Origin of the sequence: Herbaspirillum sp. C7C2 (assembly GCF_022627865.1) — a bacterium.
Classification (GTDB): Bacteria; Pseudomonadota; Gammaproteobacteria; order Burkholderiales; family Burkholderiaceae_D; genus Herbaspirillum; species Herbaspirillum frisingense.
Map to the genome: position 1 here is coordinate 27762 of NZ_JABXGI010000001.1, position 25110 is coordinate 52871.

The 25110-nt window shown below is 63.3% G+C and carries 29 protein-coding genes; 9 read left to right on the forward strand and 20 right to left on the reverse strand.

The genetic code is table 11. The features are described from left to right. Nucleotides 1-22: 22 nt before the first annotated feature. A complete protein-coding gene (locus tag HWE04_RS00145) occupies nt 23-679 on the reverse strand; it encodes a ParA family protein (protein WP_077236076.1) in 657 nt (218 codons plus the stop codon). Between the two features lie 55 nt (nt 680-734). Continuing rightward, complete coding sequence (locus tag HWE04_RS00150; RefSeq protein WP_241811160.1) at nt 735-2114, reverse strand: M16 family metallopeptidase; 1380 nt, start codon at nt 2112-2114, stop codon at nt 735-737. Between the two features lie 168 nt (nt 2115-2282). Between HWE04_RS00150 and ftsY the strand changes: the two genes are divergently transcribed. From ftsY to rpoH, 4 genes are all read left to right on the forward strand, one after another. Beyond that, on the forward strand, nt 2283-3476 hold the full coding sequence (gene ftsY / locus HWE04_RS00155; RefSeq protein WP_241811161.1) for a signal recognition particle-docking protein FtsY: 1194 nt from the start codon (nt 2283-2285) through the stop codon (nt 3474-3476). A 4-nt stretch (nt 3477-3480) separates the two neighbouring features. Then, nucleotides 3481-4173 (forward strand): cell division ATP-binding protein FtsE, encoded by a 693-nt coding sequence (locus HWE04_RS00160; protein WP_077236079.1) that lies wholly within the window; start codon nt 3481-3483, stop codon nt 4171-4173. Beyond that, complete coding sequence (locus HWE04_RS00165) at nt 4170-5093, forward strand: cell division protein FtsX (RefSeq protein WP_241811162.1); 924 nt, start codon at nt 4170-4172, stop codon at nt 5091-5093. Before HWE04_RS00160 ends, HWE04_RS00165 begins: the two co-directional genes overlap by 4 nt. A gap of 533 nt (nt 5094-5626) precedes the next feature. Then, the gene (rpoH, locus tag HWE04_RS00170) at nt 5627-6526 is read left to right on the forward strand and encodes an RNA polymerase sigma factor RpoH (RefSeq protein WP_077236081.1); all 900 of its coding nucleotides are present in this window, start codon (nt 5627-5629) and stop codon (nt 6524-6526) included. Nucleotides 6527-6607: 81 nt separating this feature from the next. On the opposite strand, the gene HWE04_RS00175 is transcribed toward rpoH, so the two are convergent. Genes HWE04_RS00175 through HWE04_RS00195 form a run of 5 tightly spaced genes read right to left on the reverse strand, consistent with a single transcriptional unit; the run spans nt 6608 to nt 10606 of the window. Then, nucleotides 6608-7198 carry an SCO family protein gene (locus HWE04_RS00175; protein ID WP_077236082.1) on the reverse strand — a complete coding sequence of 197 codons (591 nt, stop codon included), beginning with the start codon at nt 7196-7198 and terminating at the stop codon, nt 6608-6610. A 4-nt stretch (nt 7199-7202) separates the two neighbouring features. Then, nucleotides 7203-8096, reverse strand: a complete 894-nt coding sequence (gene cyoE / locus HWE04_RS00180) for a heme o synthase (protein ID WP_006461523.1) — start codon at nt 8094-8096, stop codon at nt 7203-7205. After that, nucleotides 8093-9229, reverse strand: coding sequence for a COX15/CtaA family protein (locus HWE04_RS00185; protein WP_077236083.1), 1137 nt, complete (start codon nt 9227-9229; stop codon nt 8093-8095). Before HWE04_RS00185 ends, cyoE begins: the two co-directional genes overlap by 4 nt. A gap of 41 nt (nt 9230-9270) precedes the next feature. Further along, the gene (locus HWE04_RS00190) at nt 9271-9897 is read right to left on the reverse strand and encodes an SCO family protein (protein ID WP_241811163.1); all 627 of its coding nucleotides are present in this window, start codon (nt 9895-9897) and stop codon (nt 9271-9273) included. After that, on the reverse strand, nt 9884-10606 hold the full coding sequence (locus HWE04_RS00195) for an SURF1 family protein (protein WP_241811164.1): 723 nt from the start codon (nt 10604-10606) through the stop codon (nt 9884-9886). Before HWE04_RS00195 ends, HWE04_RS00190 begins: the two co-directional genes overlap by 14 nt. A 105-nt stretch (nt 10607-10711) precedes the next feature. On the opposite strand from HWE04_RS00195, the gene HWE04_RS00200 reads away from it, so the two are divergent. Next, entirely contained in the window at nt 10712-10912 is a 201-nt protein-coding gene (locus HWE04_RS00200) for a twin transmembrane helix small protein (RefSeq protein WP_006461519.1), read from the forward strand. 83 nt (nt 10913-10995) lie between these two features. On the opposite strand, the gene HWE04_RS00205 is transcribed toward HWE04_RS00200, so the two are convergent. From HWE04_RS00205 to HWE04_RS00240, 8 genes are all read right to left on the reverse strand, one after another. After that, entirely contained in the window at nt 10996-11856 is an 861-nt protein-coding gene (locus HWE04_RS00205; protein WP_039873976.1) for a cytochrome c oxidase subunit 3, read from the reverse strand. 169 nt (nt 11857-12025) lie between these two features. After that, nucleotides 12026-12256 carry a DUF2970 domain-containing protein gene (locus HWE04_RS00210; protein ID WP_006461517.1) on the reverse strand — a complete coding sequence of 77 codons (231 nt, stop codon included), beginning with the start codon at nt 12254-12256 and terminating at the stop codon, nt 12026-12028. A gap of 28 nt (nt 12257-12284) precedes the next feature. Beyond that, nucleotides 12285-12857, reverse strand: a complete 573-nt coding sequence (locus HWE04_RS00215) for a cytochrome c oxidase assembly protein (RefSeq protein ID WP_039873973.1) — start codon at nt 12855-12857, stop codon at nt 12285-12287. After that, a complete protein-coding gene (locus HWE04_RS00220) occupies nt 12854-12964 on the reverse strand; it encodes a cytochrome oxidase small assembly protein (protein ID WP_006461515.1) in 111 nt (36 codons plus the stop codon). Before HWE04_RS00220 ends, HWE04_RS00215 begins: the two co-directional genes overlap by 4 nt. 39 nt (nt 12965-13003) lie before the next feature. Continuing rightward, nucleotides 13004-14632, reverse strand: a complete 1629-nt coding sequence (ctaD, locus tag HWE04_RS00225; RefSeq protein WP_077236086.1) for a cytochrome c oxidase subunit I — start codon at nt 14630-14632, stop codon at nt 13004-13006. Between the two features lie 18 nt (nt 14633-14650). After that, complete coding sequence (gene coxB, locus HWE04_RS00230) at nt 14651-15811, reverse strand: cytochrome c oxidase subunit II (RefSeq protein WP_077236087.1); 1161 nt, start codon at nt 15809-15811, stop codon at nt 14651-14653. A gap of 22 nt (nt 15812-15833) precedes the next feature. After that, a complete protein-coding gene (locus tag HWE04_RS00235) occupies nt 15834-16304 on the reverse strand; it encodes a DUF2244 domain-containing protein (protein WP_241811165.1) in 471 nt (156 codons plus the stop codon). 454 nt (nt 16305-16758) lie between these two features. Beyond that, a complete protein-coding gene (locus HWE04_RS00240; RefSeq protein WP_241811166.1) occupies nt 16759-17709 on the reverse strand; it encodes a methyltransferase domain-containing protein in 951 nt (316 codons plus the stop codon). A gap of 102 nt (nt 17710-17811) precedes the next feature. Here HWE04_RS00240 and HWE04_RS00245 point away from each other — a divergent pair, with 102 nt between their 5' ends. Both HWE04_RS00245 and HWE04_RS00250 read left to right on the forward strand, forming a co-directional pair. Further along, nucleotides 17812-18699 (forward strand): ComF family protein, encoded by an 888-nt coding sequence (locus tag HWE04_RS00245; protein WP_241811167.1) that lies wholly within the window; start codon nt 17812-17814, stop codon nt 18697-18699. 60 nt (nt 18700-18759) lie between these two features. After that, nucleotides 18760-19242 carry a tRNA (cytidine(34)-2'-O)-methyltransferase gene (locus HWE04_RS00250; RefSeq protein WP_234294731.1) on the forward strand — a complete coding sequence of 161 codons (483 nt, stop codon included), beginning with the start codon at nt 18760-18762 and terminating at the stop codon, nt 19240-19242. 71 nt (nt 19243-19313) lie between these two features. Here the strand turns inward: HWE04_RS00250 and HWE04_RS00255 are convergent, their stop codons facing one another. The 4 genes from HWE04_RS00255 to HWE04_RS00270 all read right to left on the reverse strand — a co-directional run bounded on the left by HWE04_RS00255 (nt 19314) and on the right by HWE04_RS00270 (nt 23214). Further along, on the reverse strand, nt 19314-20108 hold the full coding sequence (locus HWE04_RS00255; protein WP_006461508.1) for an ABC transporter ATP-binding protein: 795 nt from the start codon (nt 20106-20108) through the stop codon (nt 19314-19316). Between the two features lies 1 nt (nt 20109). Then, complete coding sequence (locus HWE04_RS00260) at nt 20110-21003, reverse strand: ABC transporter permease (RefSeq protein ID WP_006461507.1); 894 nt, start codon at nt 21001-21003, stop codon at nt 20110-20112. Nucleotides 21004-21132: 129 nt separating this feature from the next. After that, nucleotides 21133-22104 (reverse strand): ABC transporter substrate-binding protein, encoded by a 972-nt coding sequence (locus HWE04_RS00265; protein WP_006461506.1) that lies wholly within the window; start codon nt 22102-22104, stop codon nt 21133-21135. Nucleotides 22105-22233: 129 nt separating this feature from the next. After that, entirely contained in the window at nt 22234-23214 is a 981-nt protein-coding gene (locus HWE04_RS00270) for an ABC transporter substrate-binding protein (protein ID WP_102663718.1), read from the reverse strand. Nucleotides 23215-23470: 256 nt separating this feature from the next. On the opposite strand from HWE04_RS00270, the gene HWE04_RS00275 reads away from it, so the two are divergent. Continuing rightward, the gene (locus tag HWE04_RS00275; protein WP_342222429.1) at nt 23471-23848 is read left to right on the forward strand and encodes a DUF2946 family protein; all 378 of its coding nucleotides are present in this window, start codon (nt 23471-23473) and stop codon (nt 23846-23848) included. A 100-nt stretch (nt 23849-23948) separates the two neighbouring features. Further along, nucleotides 23949-24464 carry a copper chaperone PCu(A)C gene (locus HWE04_RS00280; protein WP_241811169.1) on the forward strand — a complete coding sequence of 172 codons (516 nt, stop codon included), beginning with the start codon at nt 23949-23951 and terminating at the stop codon, nt 24462-24464. Between the two features lie 96 nt (nt 24465-24560). Here HWE04_RS00280 and rfaE2 read toward each other — a convergent pair whose 3' ends face one another. After that, nucleotides 24561-25043 (reverse strand): D-glycero-beta-D-manno-heptose 1-phosphate adenylyltransferase, encoded by a 483-nt coding sequence (rfaE2, locus tag HWE04_RS00285; protein WP_006461502.1) that lies wholly within the window; start codon nt 25041-25043, stop codon nt 24561-24563. Nucleotides 25044-25110 lie beyond the last annotated feature (67 nt).

Below are 25110 nucleotides of genomic sequence, written 5' to 3' on the forward strand. Positions count from 1 at the left end.
GCCTGGAATCGAAACCTGCGGATCATCCGCGTTGTGCATCTTGCTCATTGCCCTTGGCGCTGGCCAGCCACTGCAGGATGGGCTGCCATTGCTCCAGATCGCGCTGTACGCGGGAGGGGGCGATATCCCACAGCGTCAGACCGTGCGCGGCCAGCTGGACGTAGTTCTGGGTGTCGCGCAGATAACCCAGCACCGGCAGTTTCAGGCCCTCGATGAAGCGCTGCAGCTGCTCGGCCGAGCGGGTACGGGCATCGACCCGCATGCCGACGATGCCGACGTCGATCTCGCCTTCGCGCACCGCCCTTTCACTGGCCAGCCGACGCAGGAAGTCCTGGGTGGCCAGGATGTCGAAGATCGAGGGCTGCAGCGGCACCAGCACCTTGTCGGCCAGCTTGAGGGCGTCGTTGAGGCGCCAGCCATGCAGCCCGGCCGGGGTATCGAGCACGACGTGGCTGGTCCCCTTGGGGGGCTTGGCGACGTAGTCTTCATTGACTTCCCAGGTGGCAATCGGACGGGCCTGCTCAGGGCGGATGGCGAGCCAGGCGCGTGAAGACTGCTGGCGGTCGATATCCCCCAGCAGGACGCCATGGCCCTGGCTGGCGAAATAGCCGGCCAGGTTGGTGGCCAGGGTGGTCTTGCCGACACCCCCTTTGGGGTTGGCGACGACGATGACGGGCATGTTTTCCTCCGGCAAGGACTGGAAAGACTCTCGGTGACCGCTGGCGACACGCGCCTCAGTGCAACAGCCCTGCCGGTGGCGGCGCGGGCTTCTTGCCGTCCAGCGGCAGCGGCACCAGCGTGGCCACGGTCAGGGTGTCATCGCCGAAGTATTTGCGGGCCACTTCCTGCACCTGGGCGGCGGTGACGCTGTTGAGGCGATCGATGATGCGGTCGATGTTCTTCTGGCCCAGTCCGACGGTTTCCAGCATGCCGATTTCCATGGCCTGGCCGAAGACGGAGTCGCGCTTGTAGACCTGGGAGGCGATCAGCTGGGTCTTTACGCGCTGCAGTTCCTGTTCGGAGACGCCCTCGCTGGCGATGCGGGTGACTTCGGCCCGCAGCAGGGTTTCCAGTTGTTCGGTGGTGACGCCATTGGCCGGGCTGCCCTCCAGCGTGAACAGTACCGGGCCACGTGCCACGCCGCTGTAGCTGGCGCCCACGGAGGTGGCCTGGTTGCTGGTGCGCACCAGCTGCGCGGTGAGGCGGGCATTGTCATAGCCATCCAGGACGGCCGAGAGCACGTCCAGGGCGTAGGCTTCCTGGTCCTGCTCCACCTGGCGCAGGGCCGGCACCTTCCAGGCCATCACCACATAGGGATTCTCGGCCGGCGCCTTGACGGTGACGCGGCGCATGCCGATCTGCTGGGGTTCGTTCTGCGGCCTGCCGCGTGGCAGGGCGTGGGAGGGAATCTTGCCGAAATACTTCTTGGCCAGCGCCAGCACGCGCTGGGCATCGACGTCGCCGGCCACCACCAGGGTGGCGTTGTTGGGGGCATACCACTGGCGGTACCAGCTGGCGATGTCCTGCACCGTCATGTGCTGCAGGTCATCCATCCAGCCGATCACCGGATGGTGGTAGGGATGGGCGGTCCAGGCGGCGGCGTTGAGGGCTTCATTCAGGAGGCCCATGGGCTGGTCATCGGTGCGCCAGCGGCGCTCTTCCATGATGACGCGGATTTCCTTGGCGAATTCGTTGGCGTCGAATTGCAGGTTGGCCATGCGGTCGGCTTCCAGGGCCATGACCTTTTCCAGGTGGCTCTTCTCGATCTGCTGGAAGTAGGCGGTGTAGTCATTGGCGGTGAAGGCATTTTCCTGCCCGCCCAGTTCGGCCACCAGGCGGCTGAACTCGCCCACCTTATGGTTGCGGGTGCCCTTGAACATCATGTGTTCCAGCGCGTGGGAGACACCGGTGGTGCCGTTGAACTCGTCGACCGCACCGACCTTGTACCAGACCATCTGCACCGCCGTGGGCGCGCGCCGGTCTTCCTTGACCACCACCTTCATGCCATTGCCGAGCACGAATTCGCGTGCCGGCTCGGCCTGTGCCGGGGTGACGCCACCGGCCAGCAGGCTGAAGAGGGCAGTGGCGAGAAGGGCTCTGATCTTCAAATTCATGGGCTGTGCTCTGATAAAATGCTGGATTCATTGACCCTGGCGGCCATGCGCGGGGCTTGTGGAAGGGCAATTGTAACCTGTCCACTGCGGTTGTCAGGACAGCCATGCGCGCCTCCCCTCCCGCCTTCCCGCCCCGGCCGCAGCCCGAATCCAGCCTATCGCCATCCGATGTTCAGTTTCTTCAAGAGAAAACCCAAACCGGAAGCGCAGCCCGCGCTGCCGCCCCAGCCCGAAGCGGCGCCGCAGCCGGCTCCCACTCCGGTAGAGCCCGTACCGGCAGCCCCCGTCTCACCTGCTGCTCCCGTTGCACCCGCGCCGATGGTGTCTGCACCCGCAGTCGCGCCTGTAGCGGCGCCTACCGTGGCCCCTGCGCCGCCAGTGCTGCCCGAGGCAGTTGCCCCCGTCGAGGATGCGGCCGAGGAAGAAGCCGAGATCGTCGCCGCACCCGAGCCGGAACCGGAGGTCAAGCGTTCCTGGCTGTCGCGCCTGAAGGCGGGGCTGTCCAAGACGTCCAGCAATCTCACCACCCTGTTCGTGGGAGCGCGCATCGATGACGATCTCTACGAAGAACTGGAATCGGCACTGCTGGTGTCGGACGCTGGTGTCGAGGCCACCCAGTGGCTGCTGGACGAACTGAAGAAGAAGGTCAAGGCCGAGCGCCTGACCGAAGCCGCCCAGGTGCGTACTGCCTTGCGCACGCTGCTGATCGACCTGCTGCAACCGCTGCAGCGTCCACTGGTGCTGGGCCGCGAGAAGCCGCTGGTGATGATGATCGCCGGCGTCAACGGTGCCGGCAAGACCACTACCATCGGCAAGCTGGCCTTGCACCTGCAGGCCCATGGGCAGTCAGTGCTGCTGGCCGCCGGCGACACCTTCCGCGCCGCCGCCCGCGAGCAGCTGGCTATCTGGGGCGAGCGCAACAATGTGCAGGTGATCGCGCAGGAATCCGGTGATCCGGCTGCGGTGGCCTATGACTCGGTGCATTCGGCGCAGGCGCGCGGTACGCATGTGGTGATGGTCGATACCGCCGGCCGCCTGCCCACGCAATTGCACCTGATGGATGAACTCAAGAAGATCAAGCGGGTCATTGCCAAGGCGATGAGCTCGGCCCCCCATGAAGTGCTGCTGGTCATCGACGGCAACACCGGCCAGAATGCGCTGGCCCAGGTCAAGGCCTTCGATGATGCGCTGGGGCTGACCGGCCTGGTGGTGACCAAGCTGGACGGCACCGCCAAGGGCGGTATCCTGGCCGCCATCGCCAAGACCCGCCCGGTGCCGCTGTATTTCATCGGTGTGGGCGAAAAGATCGAAGACCTGCAACCATTCAACGCCACCGAATTCGTCGATGCCCTCCTGAGCTGAACTGATGATTGAATTTACCCGGGTTTCCAAGCAATACGCGCGCGAGGTCTACGCCCTGCGCGACATCACGCTGTCGGTAAAGAAGGGCGAATTGATCTTCCTGGCCGGCCCTTCGGGCGCCGGAAAATCGACGCTGCTGAAGATGATCGCGGCCATCGAGCGCCCCACGGCGGGCAAGCTGAGCGTCAACGGCACCGACATCGGTGGCATCAAGGCTTCCGGCCTGCCCTACCTGCGCCGCAATCTGGGGCTGATCTTCCAGCAGCAGAAGCTGCTGCTGGACCGCAACCTGCTGGCCAACGTGATGCTGCCGCTGATCGTCACCGGTTCCTCGCGCCAGGACGCCGAAAAGCGCGCCCGCGCCGCGCTGGACAAGGTGGACCTGCTGAGCAAGGCCATGTGCGAACCGCTGGAACTGTCCGGTGGCGAGCAGCAGCGGGTGGCCATTGCACGGGCCATCGTCAACCGTCCGCAGATCATCCTGGCCGACGAACCGACGGCCAACCTGGACCGCGCCAATGCCAACAAGGTGCTGGCGGCCCTGAAATCCTTCCATGGCGTGGGCGTGACCTGCCTGATCTCGACCCATGATGAGCAATTCCTGACCGGTGCCGACCGCATCGTCTACCTGGACCGCGGCCGCATCGTCGATGGCTGGCACAACGGCGTGGCCAATCCGGTGGAGGTATCGCCATGAACTGGTTGAGACAGCATTTCGCCGCCATCGCCGACGCCTTGCGCCACCTGCTGCACTCGCCGGGCAACTTCGTGCTCAACGTGCTGGTGGTCTCGATAGCGCTGGCGCTGCCCTTTGCGGGCCTCTCGGCGCTGGAAAACGTGCGCCCGATCTCGGACCAGATGTCGGTGGAGCCGGAAATCAGCATCTTCATGAAACCCGAGGCCAGCCGCGATGCTGCGCTGGCGGTGGGCAAGACCATCAACCAGGTGTTGAAGGACGGCAATACCAACGGCAAGGTCGAGTTCATCCCGCGCGAGAAGGCCTTCGATGCCTTGAAGAGCAAGACCGGCCTGGCCGATGTGCTCAATACCCTGGGCAGCAATCCGCTGCCGGACAGCTTCGTGGTGCGCCTGCCAGGCTTCGAGAACGCCATGAATGCCGGCCGCGTCGATGACATCGCGCAGCAACTGAAGAAGCAGGCCGGCGTGGATACGGTGCAGATCGACTCGGAATGGGTCAAGCGGCTGGCGGCGTTGCTGCGCATCCTGCGGCTGGTGCTGCTGTTCCTCGGCATTACGCTGGGTGCGGTGGTGGTGGCGGTGGTGTTCAATACGATCCGCCTGCAGGTGATGACGCAGCGCGACGAGATCGAGGTGTCGCGCCTGTTCGGGGCGACCAATTCCTTCATCTACCGGCCCTTCTATTACACCGGCGCGCTGCTGGGCGGATGCGCGGGACTGGTGGCGCTGGGGCTGGTGGTGGCGGCACAGCAACCGCTCAATGCGGCCATCCTCGACTTTGCGCACCTGTATGCGTCGGAATTCCAGCTGGCCCTGCCCAGCCCCATGGCCATCGCCCTGTTGCTGGCCGTGAGCGCCCTGCTGGGCCTGTTCGGGGCAATGCTGTCGGTGCATCGGCAGCTGGCCCGCAAGGCCTGAGGCTGTTCCTGGCGCCTCCAGATCGAAGCCCGCAGTAGCGGGCTTCGGTTTTTCTGGCATCGGAAACACCGGTGGAACTCCTCGCCCTGCAATAATTCCAAGTCTCGTACGTCTTCCCAAGGGTGGTCGCCGGTCCCTGCCGGCAAAGCGGCACTTCTGTCTGTGCTCCCTTTTCTGCCCTGGCGTCTGCCTCTTCCCAGCCCCGTGGCGCGCTGCAAAAATTGTTACAAGTTTCTCGCCTGCTTTTGACCCGCATCGCAACTTTTGTCGCCCAAAGGCGACTAATATGAAGGGGAAATAATGCAATGAGAGATTGATCGGCAATAGTCTTCGGCTATCAACGCTTCCCAATCATGCTATTAGCACTCTGGGGTGACGAGTGCTAGAATACCTTATCGAATTGCTCCAGTTTTATGTGAGCACTGCAACAAACCGAGACGATGCGCCCGCTGCGCATCTGCCGCGCCAAGCCACCGGCGCCGGCCCCAAAGCTTACCGCTTCATACTGTTTCCGCTAGGAACGAGGAGAATCCATGAAAACTGCGTCTGCACAAACTGCACTCATGCCTGCCGAGTCCAATGCACTCGCGCTTGGTTTTTCCGGCAGCCTGGGCAATATCGACGCGTATATTTCCGCAGTGAACCGCCTGCCCATGTTGACCCACGAGGAAGAGATCAAGCTGGCCCGCGACCTGCGCGAAAAGAATGACCTGGGTGCCGCCCAGAAGATGGTGTTGTCGCACCTGCGCCTGGTCGTCTCGATCGCCCGTGGTTATCTCGGCTATGGCCTACCGCACGCCGACCTGATCCAGGAAGGCAACATCGGCCTGATGAAGGCGGTCAAGCGTTTCGACCCGGCGCAGAACGTGCGTCTGGTGTCCTACGCCATGCACTGGATCAAGGCCGAGATCCACGAGTACATCCTGAAGAACTGGCGTCTGGTGAAGGTTGCTACCACCAAGGCCCAGCGCAAGCTGTTCTTCAACCTGCGCAGCCACAAGGAAGGTCTGGACGCGATGACCCCGGCACAGGTCGAGGCGCTGGCCAAGACCCTGGACGTCAAGCGCGAGGAAGTGATCGAGATGGAAACCCGTCTGTCCGGTCGCGATATCGCCCTGGAGTCGCCCACCGATGATGAAGATGACAAGTTCGCACCCATCGCCTACCTGTCTTCCGACAATTCGGAGCCGACCCGTGTCATCGAGGCCAAGCAGTACGATCGCCTGCAATCGGAAGGCCTGGAAGCCGCACTGTCCAAACTGGATGACCGCTCGCGCCGTATCGTCGAAGCCCGCTGGCTGGCCAATGACGATGGTTCCGGTGCCACCCTGCATGAGCTGGCTGATGAGTTCGGTGTGTCTGCCGAGCGTATTCGCCAGATCGAAGCGGTCGCATTGAAGAAGATGAAGACGGCGCTGCAGGCCTATTCCTGATCCGGCTGATCCGCATCGCAGCAACAAGAAAGGCGCCCTCGGGCGCCTTTCTTTTTTCCATCTATGGATGAGCTCTCCGGCTCAGTTCAACAGCAGCTTGATGTCATGCGTCAGGGTCTGCGGTCCCTGGCCGTGCTTGACGAACAGGCGGATGTGGCCCTGGGTATCGAACACATAGCTGCCGGCCGTGTGGTCCATGGTGTAGCTGCCGGGCTGCTTGCCAGGTACCTTCTGGTAGAACACCTTGAATTCCTTGGCGACCTTCTCGGTCTGCGGCAGGTCACCGCGCAGGCCCAGGAAACGCTTGTCGAAGGCTGGCACGTATTGCGACAGCACTTCCTGCGTATCGCGCTCGGGATCGACGGTGACAAAGAGCACTTGCACCTTGTCCGCATCCGGCCCCAGTTCCTTCATGACATTGGCCATCTCGATCATGGTGGTCGGGCAGACGTCCGGGCATTGGGTGTAGCCGAAGAACATGACCACCACCTTGCCCTTGAAATCGGCCAGGGTGCGCGGCTTGCCGTTGTGGTCGGTCAAGGCGAAGTCCTTGGCGTAGTCCAGGCCGGTGACATCGGTATTGTTGAACTTCAGCTCAGGCTTGGACGGGCCACAGGCCGCCAGCAGCGTTGCGCAGCCGGCCAGCAGCAGCGCCGAGAAAAATCTTTTCATGGGCTTAGAAACCGCGGAACAGGAAATAGTGATCCACCAGCAGTACCGCGAACAGGATGGACAGGTAGACGATGGAATAGGCGAAGGCCTTGCGCGCGATCAGGTCGGTGTAGCGGCGATAGATCTGCCAGGAATACCAGAAGAAGATCGCGCCCAGCACGACCGCCGTGGCCAGATAGATCAGGCCGCTCATGCCAATGGCAAAGGGCAGCAGGCTCACGGCGAAGAGCGCGATGGTGTACATCAGGATGTGCAACTTGGTCACATCCATACCGTGCGTGATGGGCAACATGGGCAGGCCGGACTTGGCGTAGTCGTCACGGCGGTACATGGCCAGCGCCCAGAAGTGTGGTGGCGTCCAGATGAAGATGATCATCACCAGCACCCAGGCCTGCATCGGCACGTCGTTGGCGATCGCAGCCCAGCCCAGGGCGGGTGGCATGGCGCCAGCCAGGCCGCCGATGACGATGTTCTGCGAGGTGGCGGGCTTGAGGATGATGGTGTAGATGATGGCGTAGCCGACGAAGGTGGCGAAGGTCAGCCACATGGTCAGCGGATTGACCAGGTTGTACAGCACCCACATGCCCAGGCCGCCGAGTACGCCCGAGAACACCAGCGTCTGCGGCACCGTGATTTCGCCGCGCGCCAGTGGTCGGCGGGCGGTGCGGGCCATGCGCGAATCGATCTCGCGCTCGACCAGGCAATTGATGGCGAAGGCGGCCCCGGCCAGGAGCCAGATGCCAACCGTGCCGAAGATGACCTTGTGCCAATCCGGCAGATCAGGCGTGGAGAGGAACATGCCGATCACGGCACAGAACACGGCCAGCTGCGTCACACGCGGCTTGGTCAGTGCCCAGTACTGGGCGATGCGGTTGGGTTGGGCGGTCAGTGTGGTCATGGCGTGACGGGCCGGGCGGATGCTGGTGGAGCAGCGACGGCCAGGCCGGAGGGTGCGTAACGGACCTTGTAGTTTAACATGACCATGAGGATGACCAGCAGCGCCGCCCCGCCGTTATGGACCACGGCAATAGCCAGCGGCCAGTTCAGATAGATGGTTGCCAGACCGGTACAGAGCTGCAAACCCAGCACGATCAGCATCCAGCGGGCGGTCTTGCGCAAGCCCTCGTCACGCAGGGCGCGGTGTGCCAGCCATACAACATACAAGATCACGACAAAGGCAAAACTGCGGTGCACCCAGTGGATTGCGGTCAGCGCTTCGACCGGCAGGTAGTCGCCAGCCGAGGTCATGCCCAGGTGGCGCCACAGGGTGAAACCGTGCTCGAAGTCCATCTGCGGCACCAGCTGGCCGTTGCAAAGCGGGAAATCGGAACAGGCCAGCGCTGCATAGTTGGTACTGACCCAGCCCCCCAGCGCGATCTGCAGCGCCAGCAGGGCGGCGCCGATGGTGGCTGGCACGATCAAGGCGCGCCCGGCCGCAGAAACCGGTACATGGGTCTCCTGCCGCGCGCCCAGCCAGGCCAGCATGGCCAGCAATGTCAGGCCCAGCAGCAGATGAATCGTGACGATGACGGGTTGCAGCTTCATGGTTACGGTCCAGGCACCGAAGGCCCCCTGCAGGCAGACGAAGCCCAGCAGGGCCGTGGGGAACCAGGGACGGAACTGCAGCTCGGTCCTGCCCGATCTGATCCAGCGCCGCCACGCCGTCACCATCAGCACGATGATCAGGAAGCCCACCGCCATGGCGAAATAACGGTGGATCATCTCGATCCAGGCCTTGGCCCAGGTGACCGGGCCGAAGGGCATGGCTTCCTGGGCGGCATTGATGTGTTCATGCGCTAGCAGCGGATTGGCGTGGCTGTAGCAACCCGGCCAGTCGGGGCAACCGAGGCCGGAATCGGTCAGGCGCGTGAAGGCGCCGAACATGATCAGGTCGAAGGTAAAGAACAGCGTCACCCACACCAGCTTGCGGTATTTGTTGGCCACGCCCTGTGCGCGCGAAACCAGCGCCAGGGGGATCAGGGCGACCACGAGCCCGGTCAGGCCCAGTTGTATCAGCGTCGTTGCATTCATCTTGATTCAAACTTGCGTCAGCATGCGTGCCGGCCCGGGCATCACCCGATGGCCGAAGCGCGCAGCAGCTTGGAAATGTCCTTCTTCATCTTGCCGGGATCGGGGTCCTTGGGGAAGCGCATCATCAGATTGCCCAGCGGGTCGATCAGGTAGATGTGGTCTTCGACCGAGGTACCGGCATCGACCGGCAACCAGGACTGCAATTTGCCGGCGTCAACCCGAAGGATATCGGTTCCGTCGTATTCGCGCAGGAGCAGGGTCTGGATGGGTGCACGATCGGTCACCAGCCAGACGCGTTCGACGCGCTCCATCTCCTTGCCCTGCATCAGCCGCAGCTGGCGCATGGTCAGCAGTTTCTGCTGGCAGGGCGCGCCGCATTCGCCGCGATCCACCTGCAACATCACCCACTTGCCCTTGTAATCCTCAAGCCTGGCGGGGCTACCATCGATGGCGCTGCTGCCCAGGTCCGGAATCGGATACTGGCGCGGGTCGATCAAGGCGCCGTAGTTGTTGCGGCTCTGCGGCTTGACCACGTAGTAGGTGAAATAGGAGGCGATCAGCGGCGCAGCACAGACCGCCACGATGGCCAGCATCTTCCAGCGACCGAGGCGGCGACGGCGCGCATCTTCCAGGGACGCCGGCTTGGCAGGGACTTCAGGCTTTGTCATGACGACCACGTTTGTATCCTGTCACGATGAAAAAAATCAGCGCCATGGCGGCCAGTGCATACCATTGCACCGCGTAACCGCGATGGCGGTCGATGCCCAGCGAAGGCGCGGGCCAGTCGCGTACCAGCGCATCACCGGGCTTACCGCCCTGCTCTAGCACCAGCGGCGAAAGCGCCATGCCGCTGGCCTGCGCCAGTGCGGGGATGTCCAGATTCTGCAGGATGGCCTGCGGCCGGGGCGCATCGGCCTGGCCCAGCTGCAGCACGTGGCCGGCATCATGGCGCAGCACGCCCTCCACTTCCGTCACACCCGCAGGTGGTGCCACCTGCGGTACCCGCGTGCGATCGGCGGCATCACGCGGCGCCCAGCCGCGCGCCACGACCACGGCCTGCGGGCTGCCTTCCGGCTTGAATAACGTCAGCACGTGAAACCCGACGGCGCCATTGTAGGGACGATTTTCCAGATAGAGCGTCCACTGCGGAACGAACTCTCCACGCAGCTTGATATGGCGGAATTCCATATCGCTGGTGACCGCTTCCGCGGGCAGGGTCAGCAATGGCGTTTCGCTGGCACGCGCCTGCATGCGCTGCTGCAGGGCGGTTTTCTCCGCCGCCCGATGACTCTGCCACTGGCCCAGCGCGATACCGGCGGCGGCCACGATCAACGTGGCGCAGAAGGGGATGAGGCGAAAGCGGAATCTGGTCGGCATCGGGGAGGTTTGGCCTTACAATGGCCTCAGAAGCGGGATGCAAAAACTAAGTAAACCAACGCAGCATACCGCAAGCCAGCGGACCGAGACAGGAATTCTACCGCCATGAAAATCATCGTCGCCATCGCTTTCATCCTGATCCTGGCCAGCCTGGCCTCGGCACTGATCTTCCTCATGCGCGACAAGGGCAAGAGCAATCGCACGGTCCAGGCGCTGACCTTGCGGGTGGGCTTTTCGGTGGCGCTGTTCCTGTTCATCCTGCTGAGCTACAAGCTGGGCTGGATACAGCCGACCGGCATCCGCTGAAACCTTCCCTCACATGAAAAGGCCGCACCGAAGTGCGGCCCTCACCTGACTGGACTGCCTGGATTGCCAGGAATTCACCAGGCTTACAGCCAGTACACCACCACGTACAGTCCCAGCCACACCACGTCCACGAAGTGCCAATACCAGGCCGCACCCTCGAAGGCGAAATGGTGGGTCGGCGTGAAGTGCCCCCGCAGCAGGCGATACAGCACCACCGACAGCATGATCGCGCCCATGGTCACGTGGAAGCCGTGGAAGCCGGTCAGCATGAAGAACGTGGAACCGTAGATGCCCGAGGTCAGCTTCAGGTTCAGCTCATGGTAGGCGTGGATGTATTCGTAGGCCTGGAAGCCCATGAAGACCGCGCCCAGCAGGATGGTGAGGAACAGCCACACCGCCGTCTGCGTACGATGACCGGCGCGCAGCGCATGGTGCGAAATGGTCAGCGTCACGCCGGAGGTCAGCAGCAGCAAGGTGTTGATGGTGGGAATGGGGAACGGTCCCATGGTGGTGAAGTTCTCCACCGTTCCCGCCGGGCCGACGTTGCCCCACTGACCTGCGAAGTCGGGCCAGATCAGCTTGTGATCGAGGTCAGCCAGCCAGGGCATGGTGATGCTGCGGGCATAGAACAGCGCACCGAAGAAGGCGGCGAAGAACATCACCTCCGAGAAGATGAACCAGCTCATGCTCCAGCGATAGGAGAGGTCGATGCGCTCGCTGTAGAGACCGGACTCGGATTCGCCGATGGCGTCGCCGAACCAGTAATACAGCACCACCAACACCATCAGGATGCCGAGGATGTTGACATAGGGCGCCCACGACACCCCGTTGACCCAGGCCGAGGCCCCGATCATGGTGATGAGCATGGAAATGCCTGCCATCATCGGCCAGCGCGACGGGCCTGGAACGAAATAATGGGGCGCCTTGGCTTGCTGAGAACTCATGTTCTTCTCCCGGTACGAAATCCGATTACGGTTGCCTGGTCTGGTGCTGCATTCATCTGTGGTGAATGCCATTGCGTTCCAGGTTCACTTTTTCCTAATGCTCAAATCCATCGCTGCCTCTACCGGCCCGCTCAATGGCCACCCACGTCCCATGCGCCTCCCCACCCACCTAGCCACCCGCCGCACTGGCCACCACCAGCTTGACGATGGTCACCAGGATGGCAATGAAGATGGCCGCGCCGAGGATGCCGGCGATGATCACGTGCACCGGATTGAGCCTGGCCGCATCCGATTCGTAATCCTTGCGCTTGCGCACGCCGAAGAAGGACCAGAACACCGCCTTCATCGTCGCGCCGAACGAGGCCTTGCGCTGCGCCGCCTGTTTCAGCTCATCGTCCAAACCGTCTCCTCGCAGGGCCAGCCCTGCTTCAGCCTGCTGTCTTGTCCTTGCCGTTGATCTCGAAGAAGGTATAGGACAGCGTGATCGTGGTCACCTCCTTGGGCAACTTCGGATCGATATAGAACACCACCGGCATCTGCTTGGCCTGGTTGGGCCCCAGCGTCTGCTGGGTGAAGCAGAAGCACTCCACCTTCTTGAAGAAGGCCGCCGATTGCTGCGGCGCATAGCTGGGGATGGCCTGGGCGTCGACATTGCGCGCCTGGGTATTGACCACCTCGTAGGTGACTTGCGTCATCTCGCCCGGATGCACCTGCATGCTGGTCACCGTGGGCCGGAAACGCCACGGTCCCTGGGCATTGCCATCGAACTCCACCGTGATCGTGCGCGTCTTGTCGATCTGCGTATTGGCCGGCGCCTCTACCGTCACGTCCTTGGGGGTGAGGAAATTCACCCCGGTCACTTCACAGATCTTGCGATAGACCGGGATCAGCGCGTAACCGAAACCGAACATCAGTACCGCCACCACGACCAGCTTCCTGAGCATCGTGCGGTTCAGGCCACGCTCTTCTGCTTGTTGCTCCTGATCCGATGGACGAGTCATTTGGCGAACCAGATACGGTTGATGAAAATCCCCACGAAGAAGGCCAGCGCCACCAGCCCCAGCAGCAGGCCGGTACGCAGGTTGTTGGGCTTCTTGCGTTCGCTCATGGCGGCTCCGTTGACGTAGGTTGTCTTGTCCACAGGCGCTTACTTCACCACCGGCGGTTCTTCAAAGGTGTGGAAGGGCGCCGGGCTGGGCACGGTCCATTCCAGGCCTTCGGCGCCATCCCAGGGCTTGGCTTCGGCCTTCTGGCCGCCCTTGATGGAGGGAATCACCACGAAGAACAGGAAGTACACCTGCGACAGGCCGAAACCGAAGGCGCCGATGGAGGCGACCATGTTGAAATCGGTGAACTGCGCCGGGTAGTCGGCATAGCGACGCGGCATGCCGGCCAGACCCAGGAAGTGCATCGGGAAGAAGGTGATGTTGAAGGTGATCAGCGAGGCCCAGAAGTGGAACTTGCCGCGCCATTCGTTGTACATGTAGCCGGTCCACTTGGGACCCCAGTAGTAGTAACCGGCGAAGAGCGCAAACAGGGAACCGGCCACCAGCACGTAGTGGAAGTGGGCCACCACGTAATAGGTGTCCTGCATCTGGATGTCGATGGGCGTAACCGCCAGGATCAGGCCGGTGAAGCCGCCCATGGTGAAGACGAAGATGAAGCCCACCGAGAACAGCATCGGCGTCTCGAAGGTCATCGAGCCGCGCCACATGGTGGCGATCCAGTTGAAGATCTTCACGCCGGTGGGCACGGCAATCAACATGGTGGCGTACATGAAGAACAGCTGCGCGGTGACCGGCATGCCGGTGGTGAACATGTGGTGCGCCCAGACGATGAAGGACAGGATCGCGATCGAGGCGGTCGCATACACCATGGAGGCATAGCCGAACAGCGGCTTGCGGGCGAAGGCCGGGATGATCTGCGAGACGATGCCGAAGGCCGGCAGGATCATGATGTAGACCTCGGGGTGACCGAAGAACCAGAAGATGTGCTGGTACATCACCGGGTCGCCACCGCCGGCGGCGTTGAAGAAGGAGGTGCCGAAGTGACGGTCGGTCAGCGTCATGGTGATGGCACCGGCCAGCACCGGCATGACGGCGATGAGCAGGTAGGCGGTGATCAGCCAGGTCCAGCAGAACATGGGCATCTTCATCAGCGTCATGCCGGGCGCGCGCATGTTGAGGATGGTGACGATGATGTTGATCGAGCCCATGATGGAAGAGGCACCCATGATGTGCATGGCGAAGATACCCATGTCCATGCCCGGCCCCATCTGGGTCGACAGCGGTGCGTACAGCGTCCAGCCGGCGGCAGTGGCGCCACCCGGCACCAGGAAGGAACCCGCCAGCAGCAGGGCGGCCGGTGGCAGCAGCCAGAAGGAGAAATTGTTCATCCGCGCGAAGGCCATGTCGGAGGCGCCGATCTGCAGCGGAATCATCCAGTTGGCGAAGCCCACGAAGGCCGGCATGATCGCGCCGAACACCATCACCAGGCCGTGCATGGTGGTCAACTGGTTGAAGAATTCGGGACGGAAGAATTGCAGACCGGGATGGAACAGCTCGGCCCGGATCAACAGCGCCAGCACCCCGCCAGAGAGCAGCATGGTGAACGAGAACCACAGGTAGAGCGTGCCGATGTCCTTGTGGTTGGTGGCGAAGAGCCAGCGCCGCCAGCCGTGGGGGTGATCGTGCGCATGATCGTGGTGATCGTCGTGAGCATGCCCATGCCCGTGATCGTGGGAATGGTCGGGGGCGTGGTCGACAGTGGTAGTCATGTCCGGTTCTCCAAACGATTACTTGCGGGCGGCCAGCACTTCGGCCGGCTGCACGATGTTTTCCGCGGCCTTGTTGGACCAGGCGTTACGCGTGTAGGTGATGACGGCGGCGATCTCGGTGTCGTTGAGCGAGCCCTTCCAGGGCGGCATGGCGTTCTTGCCGTTGAGCACCAGGTGGATCTGGTCAGCCCTGGGGCCATTGACCACCGGGCTGCCATCGAGCGCCGGGAAGGCGCCCGGCAGACCCTTGCCGTTGGCCTGGTGGCAGGTCACGCAGTTGGCGGCATAGACCTTTTCGCCACGCTGCTTCAACTCGTCCACGGTCCAGGTCTTGGTGGGGTCATCAGCCTTGGCGGCCATTTCCTTCTTCTTTTCGTCGACCCACTTCTTGTAGTCGTCATCGCTGACCACGTTGACCACGATGGGCATGAAGGCGTGGTCCTTGCCGCACAGTTCCACGCACTGGCCGCGATAGGTGCCGATCTTCTCGGCGCGGAACCAGGTATCGCGCACGAAGCCGGGGATGGCATCCTGCTTCACGCCGAAGGCGGGGATGGTCCAGGAGTGGATCACGTCGTTGGCGGTGGTGACGATGCGCACCTTCTTGTTGACCGGCACCACGACGGGGTTGTCCACCTCGATGAGGTAGTTGTCGTTCTTCTTCAGCGAGGGATCGGTGATCTGCTCGCGCGGCGTGGCCAGGTTGGAGAGGAAGGAAATGCCTTCCCCTTCGCCCTTGAGGTAGTCGTAGCCCCACTTCCATTGCATGCCGGTGACCTTGATGGTGAGGTCGGCGTTGGAGGTGTCCTTCATGGCGACCACCGTCTTGGTAGCCGGCAGGGCCATGCCGATCACGATCAGGAATGGCACCACGGTCCAGGCGATTTCCACGGTCGTGCTTTCGTGGAAGGTGGCGGCCTTGTGGCCGACCGATTTGCGGTGCTTGATGATGGAATAGAACATCACCCCGAACACCGCCACGAAGATCACCAGGCAGATGATCAGCATCAGGATGTGCAGGTCGTAGATCTGCTCGGCGATCTTGGTCACCGGCGGCTGGAAGTTCATCTGCAGCACGGCCGGTCCCCCCGGACTGTCCACCACTGCCCAGGCCGGCAAGCCGGCTGCCAGCAGCGAGGCACCGAGGGTCAGGGATTGAAGGCGCTTCGCAAGTTTCATGGATTTCCTCAAAAGCCCAAAATTATAAGAATGAGAATGCAGCCGTCCCGCCGGCCCTGGCGGAGAGTGCGCGCTCCAGCTCCTGCGCGAATTCGTATCGCTTCCATTCGCTCATGAACCGTCCCACTTCCACGCGCTGCCCCCGGCTCTCCAGGGCCACCAGTGCCTGGCGTCCCGCTGGAAAAGCGATGCGCATGCCATGCAACTGCAATTTGCTGCGATGCCGATGACTACCCTGGAAGAGTTCGACCACCAGGCCATCATCGACCAGCATCACTACTTCGCGATCCGTGGCGTGACGGGCGTAGACCAGCATGGCCGCGCCCACCGCCAATAATTCAATGACTGAAAAAAACAGGATGGTCCAGGCGCCGTGGAGCGTGAAGCCCAGCGCGACCGTGAGTGAAACCGTACAAAGGATTGCGAAGACCCACGCCAGCTGACGTGGCGCAATCGAACAATTGCGCTTCAATATCCATTCCCGCGTCTCCATAGCACCTCGCCAGCATGATTGTCGGTCGAGTGTGTCTCTGTTTCGATCCGCTGCAGGATCACTCACTGGATGGCGGGGGCGGCCCGGTCTTGCTGGGTGGCATGCCTGGTCTTGGCGCTATCCGTGGCTATCCGTTTTGCGGTCTTTATTTATTCTTGCTATTTGTTCGTGCTGGAATTTCTTTGTGTGAATTTTTTTACCCATTTGAGTATAAGGGCTAACGTCGCCATGGATCAAGCACGCACCGCCGCATTGACAACGGCAGCGCCGGCGGCCGCACCAGCACACCCCGCCGCCTGCCGCACAGCGGCCATGGGCCTGGCTTGGCGGGCGACTACAGGGTGTGCAGGGGTGAGGCCGGGCGTCACGATACAGCAACTATGCGCACAGCCAGATAGTGCTGTGCGACTAAGCCTTATATGAAGTAATGGATAAAGTGGAGAACAGCCAGGGCCTATCGCGGGGGCCGTTCGAAACGGATGATGCTCTCCCCGGCCGCCGTGGTCTTGGGTACCGGACGGAAGGCGTGGCCATAGACGATCTCGAAGGTCAGCGGGATCTTGCCGTCGGGCTTGCGCATGGCGTCGAAGGCCGCCAGGAGGCGCTGGTACTGATGGCGGCTCATCATGCTGCGGCGCCGCGATTCGAGGGGATTGCCGCCCCAGGCACGCACGTCTTCCAGCAGGCGCTCAGGGGTTTCATAGGTCACGGTAATGGTCTCCATGTCCATGACGGGCGTGGAGAAGCCGGCATTGACCAGCATGTCGCCGAAGTCGTGCATGTCGACGAAAGGCAAGGTGTGCGGTGCAAGATCGATGCTCTCGAAGGCGCTGCGGACCTCGCGCAGGGTATCAGGACCGAAACAGGAAAACATCAGCAGCCCTTCCACCCGCAGCACCCGGCGCCACTCGGCAAATACCCGGTCGGGCTGGGGGTGCCAGTGCAGGGCCAGGTTGGACCAGACCAGGTCCAGCGCATTGGCGGCCAGCGGCAGCTGGGCGAAATCGGCGCAGGCCAGTTGCGGACCGTTGGCGCCGGCACCAGGGCCGGCCCCCAGCCATTTGTTGATGGAGCCGAAGAGCCGGTTCATGGCCGTCTGCGCGCCGCGCTGGTACTCGGCGGCGCGGGCCAGCATGCCGTAGGCACCATCCAGGCCGATCACGCTGGCCTCGGGGTAACGCTTCTGCAGCACCGGCAGGTCGGCACCTTCGCCGCAACCGGCGTCGAGCACCTCGCGCGGTTCTATCTTCACCAGGGCCAGGCGCTCCTGCATGCGCGCCGACACTTCGCGACGCAGGAAATCGGACTCGGCCACCCGTTGCGGCTGGCCGAAACGGCGACGCACCAGGGGCAGATCGATGGGAGCGCTCAGCTTGGCGCTGGCTGTAGGCGGCGGCAGGGACATCGGGATCGGGTGTAGGGAAACAGAGGGGCAGCAGATCCGGGAGGGCTGATGCGATAATGCGCGTAGTTTAGTCGAAATCCATTTTTCCCGGGCGCCGCACGCATGGACCCCAAACCGCCAACTTCCCCTGCCAACCCGGCCCAGGCCAAGCCTGCCGGCGCTTATCGCGCCGTCACTGGCAAGCCGCCGACGTCGTCGAAGCCGTCCAAGTCGTCGAAACCGTCGAATTCGGGCAAGCCGGCCGGTCCCGGCTGGCTGCAGCGGCTGCTGGCGCACATGCCGCAGTTGCTGCCCTCGTCCTGCGCGCTGTGCGGCGCGGCCGGGCGCGAGACGCTGTGCGCGCCCTGTCACAAGCGCTTCTATACCCGCCAGCACCGGCGCTGCATCCAGTGCGCCCTGCCGATGCCGGTGACCGGCAAGGAACTGCGCTGCGGCGCCTGTCTCAAGGATCGCCCGGCCTTCGACGCCACCATTGTCGCCACCGATTACTTCGCGCCCTCCGACCAGCTGGCGCTGGCCCTGAAATTCGGCGCAGACCTGCGCCTGGCCCCCTTGCTGGCCCGCCTGATCTTTGACGCCTCGCGTCGCAACCCGGTCCCCGGCAGTGATGTGCAGCTGGCCATGCCGACCCTGCTGGCACCGGTACCGCTGGGACTGGCACGGTTGCAGGAGCGCGGCTTCAACCAGGCGCTGGAGATCGCCAAGCCGCTTTCACGGATGCTGGAGATCCCCCTCAATGGCCGCCTGCTGGAACGCAAGAAGGAAACCCAGGCGCAATCAGCGCTACCGGTAGGCGCACGGGCCCGCAACGTGCGCTCGGCCTTCGCCCTGCCCTTCGCAGCGATGGACCAGGTACGCGGCCTGCACGTGGGCATCGTCGATGATGTCATGACCACCGGCGCCACCTTGAATGAAGTGGCGATCGTGCTCAAGCGGCACGGCGCGCGCCGGGTGACCAACCTGGTATTTGCACGCACCCTGCCGACCTGAGCGCAGGCCGGTCCCCTTATTCCCTTTATTGCTTGTCCCATTTCCCCGCAGGAGAGTCTTTTGTTCCACGTCGTCCTGGTCGAGCCGGAGATCCCTCCCAATACCGGCAACATCATCCGCCTGTGCGCCAATACCGGCGCGCAACTGCATCTGGTCGAGCCGCTCGGCTTCCCGCTGGACGACGCCAAGATGCGGCGCGCCGGGCTGGACTATCACGAATACGCCAACATGCAGGTGCATCCCGACTGGGACAGCTTCCTGGCGCACCGGCGTGAAGACCCGCAGTTCGATGAAACCCGCATGTTCGCCATGACCACCCATGGCTCGACGCCTTTCGCGGGGCTGGCCTTCCGTCGTGGAGACACCTTCGTCTTCGGCTCCGAAACGCGGGGACTGGCGCCGGAGCGGCGCGAATCCTTTCCCACGACGCAACGCATCCGCCTGCCGATGCGCCCGGGCAATCGCAGCATCAACCTGTCCAATACGGTGGCGGTGGTGGTCTATGAGGCCTGGCGGCAGAATGGCTATGACGGCGGTAGCTGATTACCGCTCGCGCTCATGAAAAACGGCTCCCGAGGGAGCCGTTTTCTTGTGCAGCGTCAGCTGGCTGAGGATCACCCCAGCAGCAGGGCATCGTCGGAAAGTTTCTCTCCGCGCGTCTGCTCGAACATCTTCAGCAGGTCCGGCACGTCCAGCCCGGCGCGTTCCGGCCCGGAGACGTCCAGCACCACGCGACCCTGGTGCAGCATCACGGTGCGGTCGCCGTAGTCCAGCGCCTGGCGCATGCTGTGGGTCACCATCATGGTGGTCAGCTTGCTCTCGGCGACGATCTTGGCGGTCAGCTCCAGGACGAAGGCAGCGGTCTTGGGGTCCAGCGCGGCGGTGTGCTCGTCCAGCAGCAGGATGCGCGAGGGTTGCAGCGACGCCATCAGCAGGCTCACCGCCTGGCGCTGGCCGCCGGAGAGCAGGCCGATGCGGTCGGTCAGGCGATTCTCCAGCCCCAGGTTGAGGATGGAGAGCTTCTCGCGGAACAGCTCGCGCATCTTGCCGCGAATGGCGAAATTGAAGCCGCGACGACGGCCACGCGCCATGGCCAGGGCCATGTTTTCCTCGATGGTCAGCGCTTCGCAGGTGCCGGCCATCGGGTCCTGGAAGACACGCGCCACCAGACCGGCGCGGTCCCATGCCTGCTTGCGGGTGACATCGGTACTGTCGATCTCGATCTTGCCGGTATCGACCAGCAGGTCACCGGAGATGGCATTGAGGAAGGTCGACTTGCCGGCACCGTTGGAGCCGATCACGGCCACGAACTGGCCGGTCGGGATTTCCAGCGAGAGGCCGCGCAGGGCCGGGTTCTCGATGGGCGTACCGGGATTGAAGGTGATCTTGAGATCGGTGGCTTTCAACATCTCAGGCTCCCTTTCTCAGCAGTTTGAGCTTGCGCTTGCCCATGGGCAGCACCAGCGCCAGCATCACCAGCACGGCCGTCACCAGGTTCAGGTCCTGCGCCTGCAGGCCGATGAAGTCGCTGTTGAGCGCCAGGGCGATGAAGAAGCGATACAGGATGGCGCCCAGGATCACCGCCAGGGTGGTCCACACCAGGCGGCGTGCCGGCAGGATGTTCTCGCCGATGATCACGGCCGCCAGGCCGATGACGATGGTACCGATGCCCATGGAGATGTCGGAGCCGCCCTGGGTCTGGGCGAACAGCGCACCCGCCAGTGCGACCAGGGCGTTGGCCAGCGCCATGCCGGCCAGCGTGGCGCGGCCGGTGGCGATGCCCTGGGCGCGCGCCATGCGGGCGTTGGCGCCGGTGGCACGCATGGCCAGGCCGATCTCGGAGGAGAAGAACCAGTCCAGCATCAGTTTGGCGATGGCCACCACCACCAGCAGGATCAGCGGACGGGCGACGTAGTCGGGGATCGCCTCCGGCTGCAGGATGGTGAAGATGGTCGGCTCGGAAATGAGCGGAACGTTGGGCTTGCCCATCACGCGCAGGTTGATTGAGTACAGCGCGATCATCATCAGGATACTGGCCAGCAGGTCCATGATCTTCAGGCGCACGTTCAGCCAGGCGGTGGTGAAGCCGGCCAGGGCGCCGGCCAGCAGCGCCACGAAGGTGGCCAGGAAGGGATTGAAGCCGGCCGCGATCATCGTGGCCGCCACGGCGCCACCCAGCGGGAAGGAGCCATCGACGGTAAGGTCAGGGAAAACCAGAATGCGGAAGGAAATCAGCACTCCGAGGGCCACCAGGCTGAAGATCAGGCCGATCTCCAGGGCGCCCAAGAGGGTATACAGCGACATAAAAAGGCTTTCTTAAAAAACACATTCGGCACGGCGCGATACGCCATGCCGAATGTCTTCTGCGTTACGCCGGCCGCGGCAAGGGTGATGCAGCCGCCGGCGGTGCATGTCCGGACCGTCAGGACAAGCTTAGTTGAGCACCTTGGTGGCCGACTTCAGGAACTCCGGCGACAGGGTCACGCCCTGCTTTTGCGCCGCCGAGGTATTGACGTACAGCTCCAGGTTCTTGACGGGCGAAGAGGCGATATCGCCGGCCTTCTCGCCCTTCAGGATACGTGCCACCACCTTGCCGGTCTGGCGGCCCATATCGTAGAAGTTCACGCCCAGCGCCGCCACGGCGCCGCGCTTGACGCTGCCGGTATCAGAGGCGATCAGCGGGATCTTGGCATCGTTGCAGACCTTGGCCAGCGACTCGAAGACCGAGACCACGTTGTTGTCGGTGGTGGTGTACATCACGTCGATCTTGCCGATCAGGCTCTTGGCGGCAGGGGCCACGTCCACCGAGCGCGGTGCAGCGGCTTCCACCAGGGTGAAGCCGGCTTTCTGCAGCTCGCCCTTGAGGTTGTTCAGGGCCGACACGGAATTGGCTTCGCCCGGATTGTAAACCACTCCGACGCGCTTGGCCTCGGGCACCACACGCTTGATCACCTCGACCTGCTTGACCGGGTCCAGCATGTGCGACAGGCCGGTCACGTTGGTACCGGAGGGCTTCCAGTCCTTGACCAGCTGGGCGGCCATGGGGTCGGCGATGGCCGAATAGACGATGGGGATGCTCTTGGTGGCGGCCACCATCGGTTGTGCCGACGGGGTGCCGATGGCGACGATCACGTCGGGGTTGTCACCGACGAACTTCTTGGCGATCTGGCCGGCGGTGCCCGCATTGGCCTGAGCGCTCTGGAAATCCCACTTCAGGTTCTTGCCGGGCTCGAAGCCTTCGGCGATCAGTTCGTCCTTGGTGCCGTCGCGCACGGCGTCCAGCGCCGGGTGTTCGACGAAGGAAGTGATGGCCACCACCTTCTCGGCAGCCAGGGCCGAGGCACATACGGCGCTCAGCGCCAGCGCACCGGCGATGGCGCGCAGGGATTGGGACAGGGCAAACATGTTCATCTCCTCATGATGGTAGTCGGTGCCTCGGCATGATCGTGGCCGGGCATCCTGTTCGTTTTGGTCGCAGGCAGCAGGGCGCCTGATGTGCCGATCCCGCCTTGCAGCGGGATCGACAGGTTCACTTTATTGCTTGATGACGGTCTTGGCCGAATTCACCAGTTCCGGCGAGAGGGTCACACCCTGCTTCTGCGCGGCGGCGGTGTTGACGAACAGCTCCAGCTTGCTGCTGGTGGCCGAGGCGATGTCGCCCGGCTTTTCACCCTTGAGGATGCGGCCGACCACCTTGCCGGTCTGGCGACCCAGGTCGTAGTAATTCACGCCCAGGGCAGCGATGGCGCCACGCTTGACGCTGTCGGTGTCGGAGGCCACCAGCGGGATCTTGGCATCGTTGCCGACCTTGACCAGTGCTTCATAGGCCGAGACCACGTTGTTGTCGGTGTTGGTATAGATCACGTCGACCTTGCCGATCAGGCTCTTGGCGGCCGAACCGACGTCCACCGAACGCGGTGCAGCGGCTTCCACCAGGGTCATGTTGGACTTGGCCAGCAGCTCCTTGAGGGCCTTGACCACCACGGCGGAGTTGGCTTCGCCCGGGTTGTAGACCATGCCCACGCGCTTGGCATTGGGCACTACGCGCTTGATCAGGTCGATCTGCTTGTCCAGTTCCAGCAGGTCGGACACGCCCGTGACATTGGTGCCGGAGGCCTTCCAGTCCTTCACCAGCTGGGCCGCGACCGGGTCGGTCACGCCGGAATAGACCACCGGGATGCTCTTGGTAGCGGCCACCAGGGCCTGGGCCGACGGGGTGGCGATGGCGACGATGACATCGGGCTTGTCACCGACGAACTTGCGGGCGATCTGGGCGGCGGTGCCGGTGTTGCCCTGGGCGCTCTGGTATTCCCACTTCAGGTTCTTGCCGGCTTCGAAGCCTTCTTCCTTCAACTCGTCCTTCACGCCGTCACGCACGGCATCCAGGGCCGGGTGTTCGACGATGGCGGTCACCGCGACCGACTTGTCGGCAGCCATGGCCGGGGCTGCGCAGACGGCAGCCAGGGACAGGGCGGCGACCATTGCGCGCAGTGTCAGCTTGTTGTTGTAGGACATGCAGTCTCCCTAGAAAAATGTGGATGGATTACCCAAAAACCCGAAAGACGGTAAGTCTAGCCTAGCGGATGTGAACAATCAATTTGGAACGGCGCATAAAAGACGCATGTTTGGCCCGCTCCAGAGGCGGCCGTCGGCCCTGCCTGTTGGCAGGATCCGCGCCCGCGAGTGACACACTCGCATTCGTTATGCGGACACCCTGAGCGATCCTGGCGACGCACAGACAGTGCATCAACCGTTGTTATAATCGCAGCCCATGTCTTCGCGCCCTTCTCCATTGACTGCATCGGCTGCATCGCGCCGCCCCTGGCTCGCGGCATGGGCCTGCCTGTCATTGGTGCTGACCATAGTCGCGGCGCCCTGGTGGCAGCAGGCGATGGCGCGCACCGCCCGTGAAGCGCCGGCCATGGCCATCTGCAGCGTGGGCGGCAACACCGGCAACGGCCCCGCCCACCTGGCCGCCAGCCATTGCCCGCTGTGCTGCGGCAGCCAGCATGCGGCGACCACACCGACCGCCGCCTTCCACGCTGATGCCGTACCGGGCATCAGTTACCCGCTGGCACTATTGACTTCCACCGGGCGCTCGGCCAGTCCGACGTCACTGACTCCGCAGGCGCGTGCGCCTCCGGCCTGATCAGATTCCGCTGTACCAGGCTTTCTTACGCGGGCCATGCCATCACGACGAGTCAGGCCCGCCCGATCAGGATTCAAATAGGACAAAAGGACTAAACAATATGAAACATTTCTTCCAACGCTGCGCCGGCCTGGCCCTCACCGCTGCCCTGCTGGCTGCTGCGCCGCTGTCGCAGGCCCACAGCTTCAAGCTGGGCCAACTGGAAATCGGCCATCCCTATGCGCGGGCCACAGTACCCGGCCAGCCGGCCGCCGGCGCCTACATCAGCATCGAGAACAAGGGCAGCGCTGCGGACCGCCTGGTGGGCGTTTCCTCGCCGGTCGCCAAGAGTGGTGAAATCCACACCATGGCCATGGAAGGCAATCTGATGAAGATGCGCGAAGTCGATGGCGGACTGGAAATCAAACCCGGCCAGAAGATCGCCATGCAACCCGGCAATGGCTACCACATCATGCTGATGGGCCTGTCCAAGCCGCTCCAGGCGGGCGAAAAGATCCCGCTCACCCTGAGCTTCGAGAAGGCCGGCAAGATCGAGGTCGTCGTCAATGTCGAGGACCCTGCGGCGGCTGGCGCCAAGGATGACATGAAGGACATGAAGGGACACATGCACCACTGAGCCACCCCGGCCCGGCGGGCCATCGCCTGAAACGACAAGGCCGGCAGCGAGCGATGCTCCTGCCGGCCTTGTCGTTGACGGTCTTGCGTGGCGTATTCAGCCGGCCAGCTTGCGTACCTTGGCCAGCAGCTTGCTGGTGGAGCGGTCATGTTCGAAGGCGATCGCCAGTACCTGGCCGCCATAGGCCGCCACCGCCTGGCCTTCGGGGATGGCGTGCATGTCGTAGTCGCCGCCTTTGACGTAGATATCCGGATGCGCTTCCTGCACGGCTTCCAGCGCCGTGTCTTCGTCGAAGGGCACCACCAGCGCCACCGATTCCAGCGCCGCCAGCACCGCCATGCGGTCTTCGCAGCTATTGATGGGACGGTCATCCCCCTTGCCCAGCCGCTTGACCGAGGCATCAGTATTGGCCGCCACGACCAGCGAGGCACCCTGGGCGCGGGCCTGGGCCAGATAGGTCACATGGCCGCGATGCAGGATGTCGAACACGCCATTGGTCATCACCACCGGCTTGGGCAGTTGGGCCACGCGGGCCTTGAGTTCTTCGCGGGTGCAGAGTTTGGATTCGAAATCGGCCATCGTGGTGAGCTGGGTTGGCTGTGGGGTGGATCAGATGGGCGCGCTGTGGAGCGGAAGGCGGCGCATC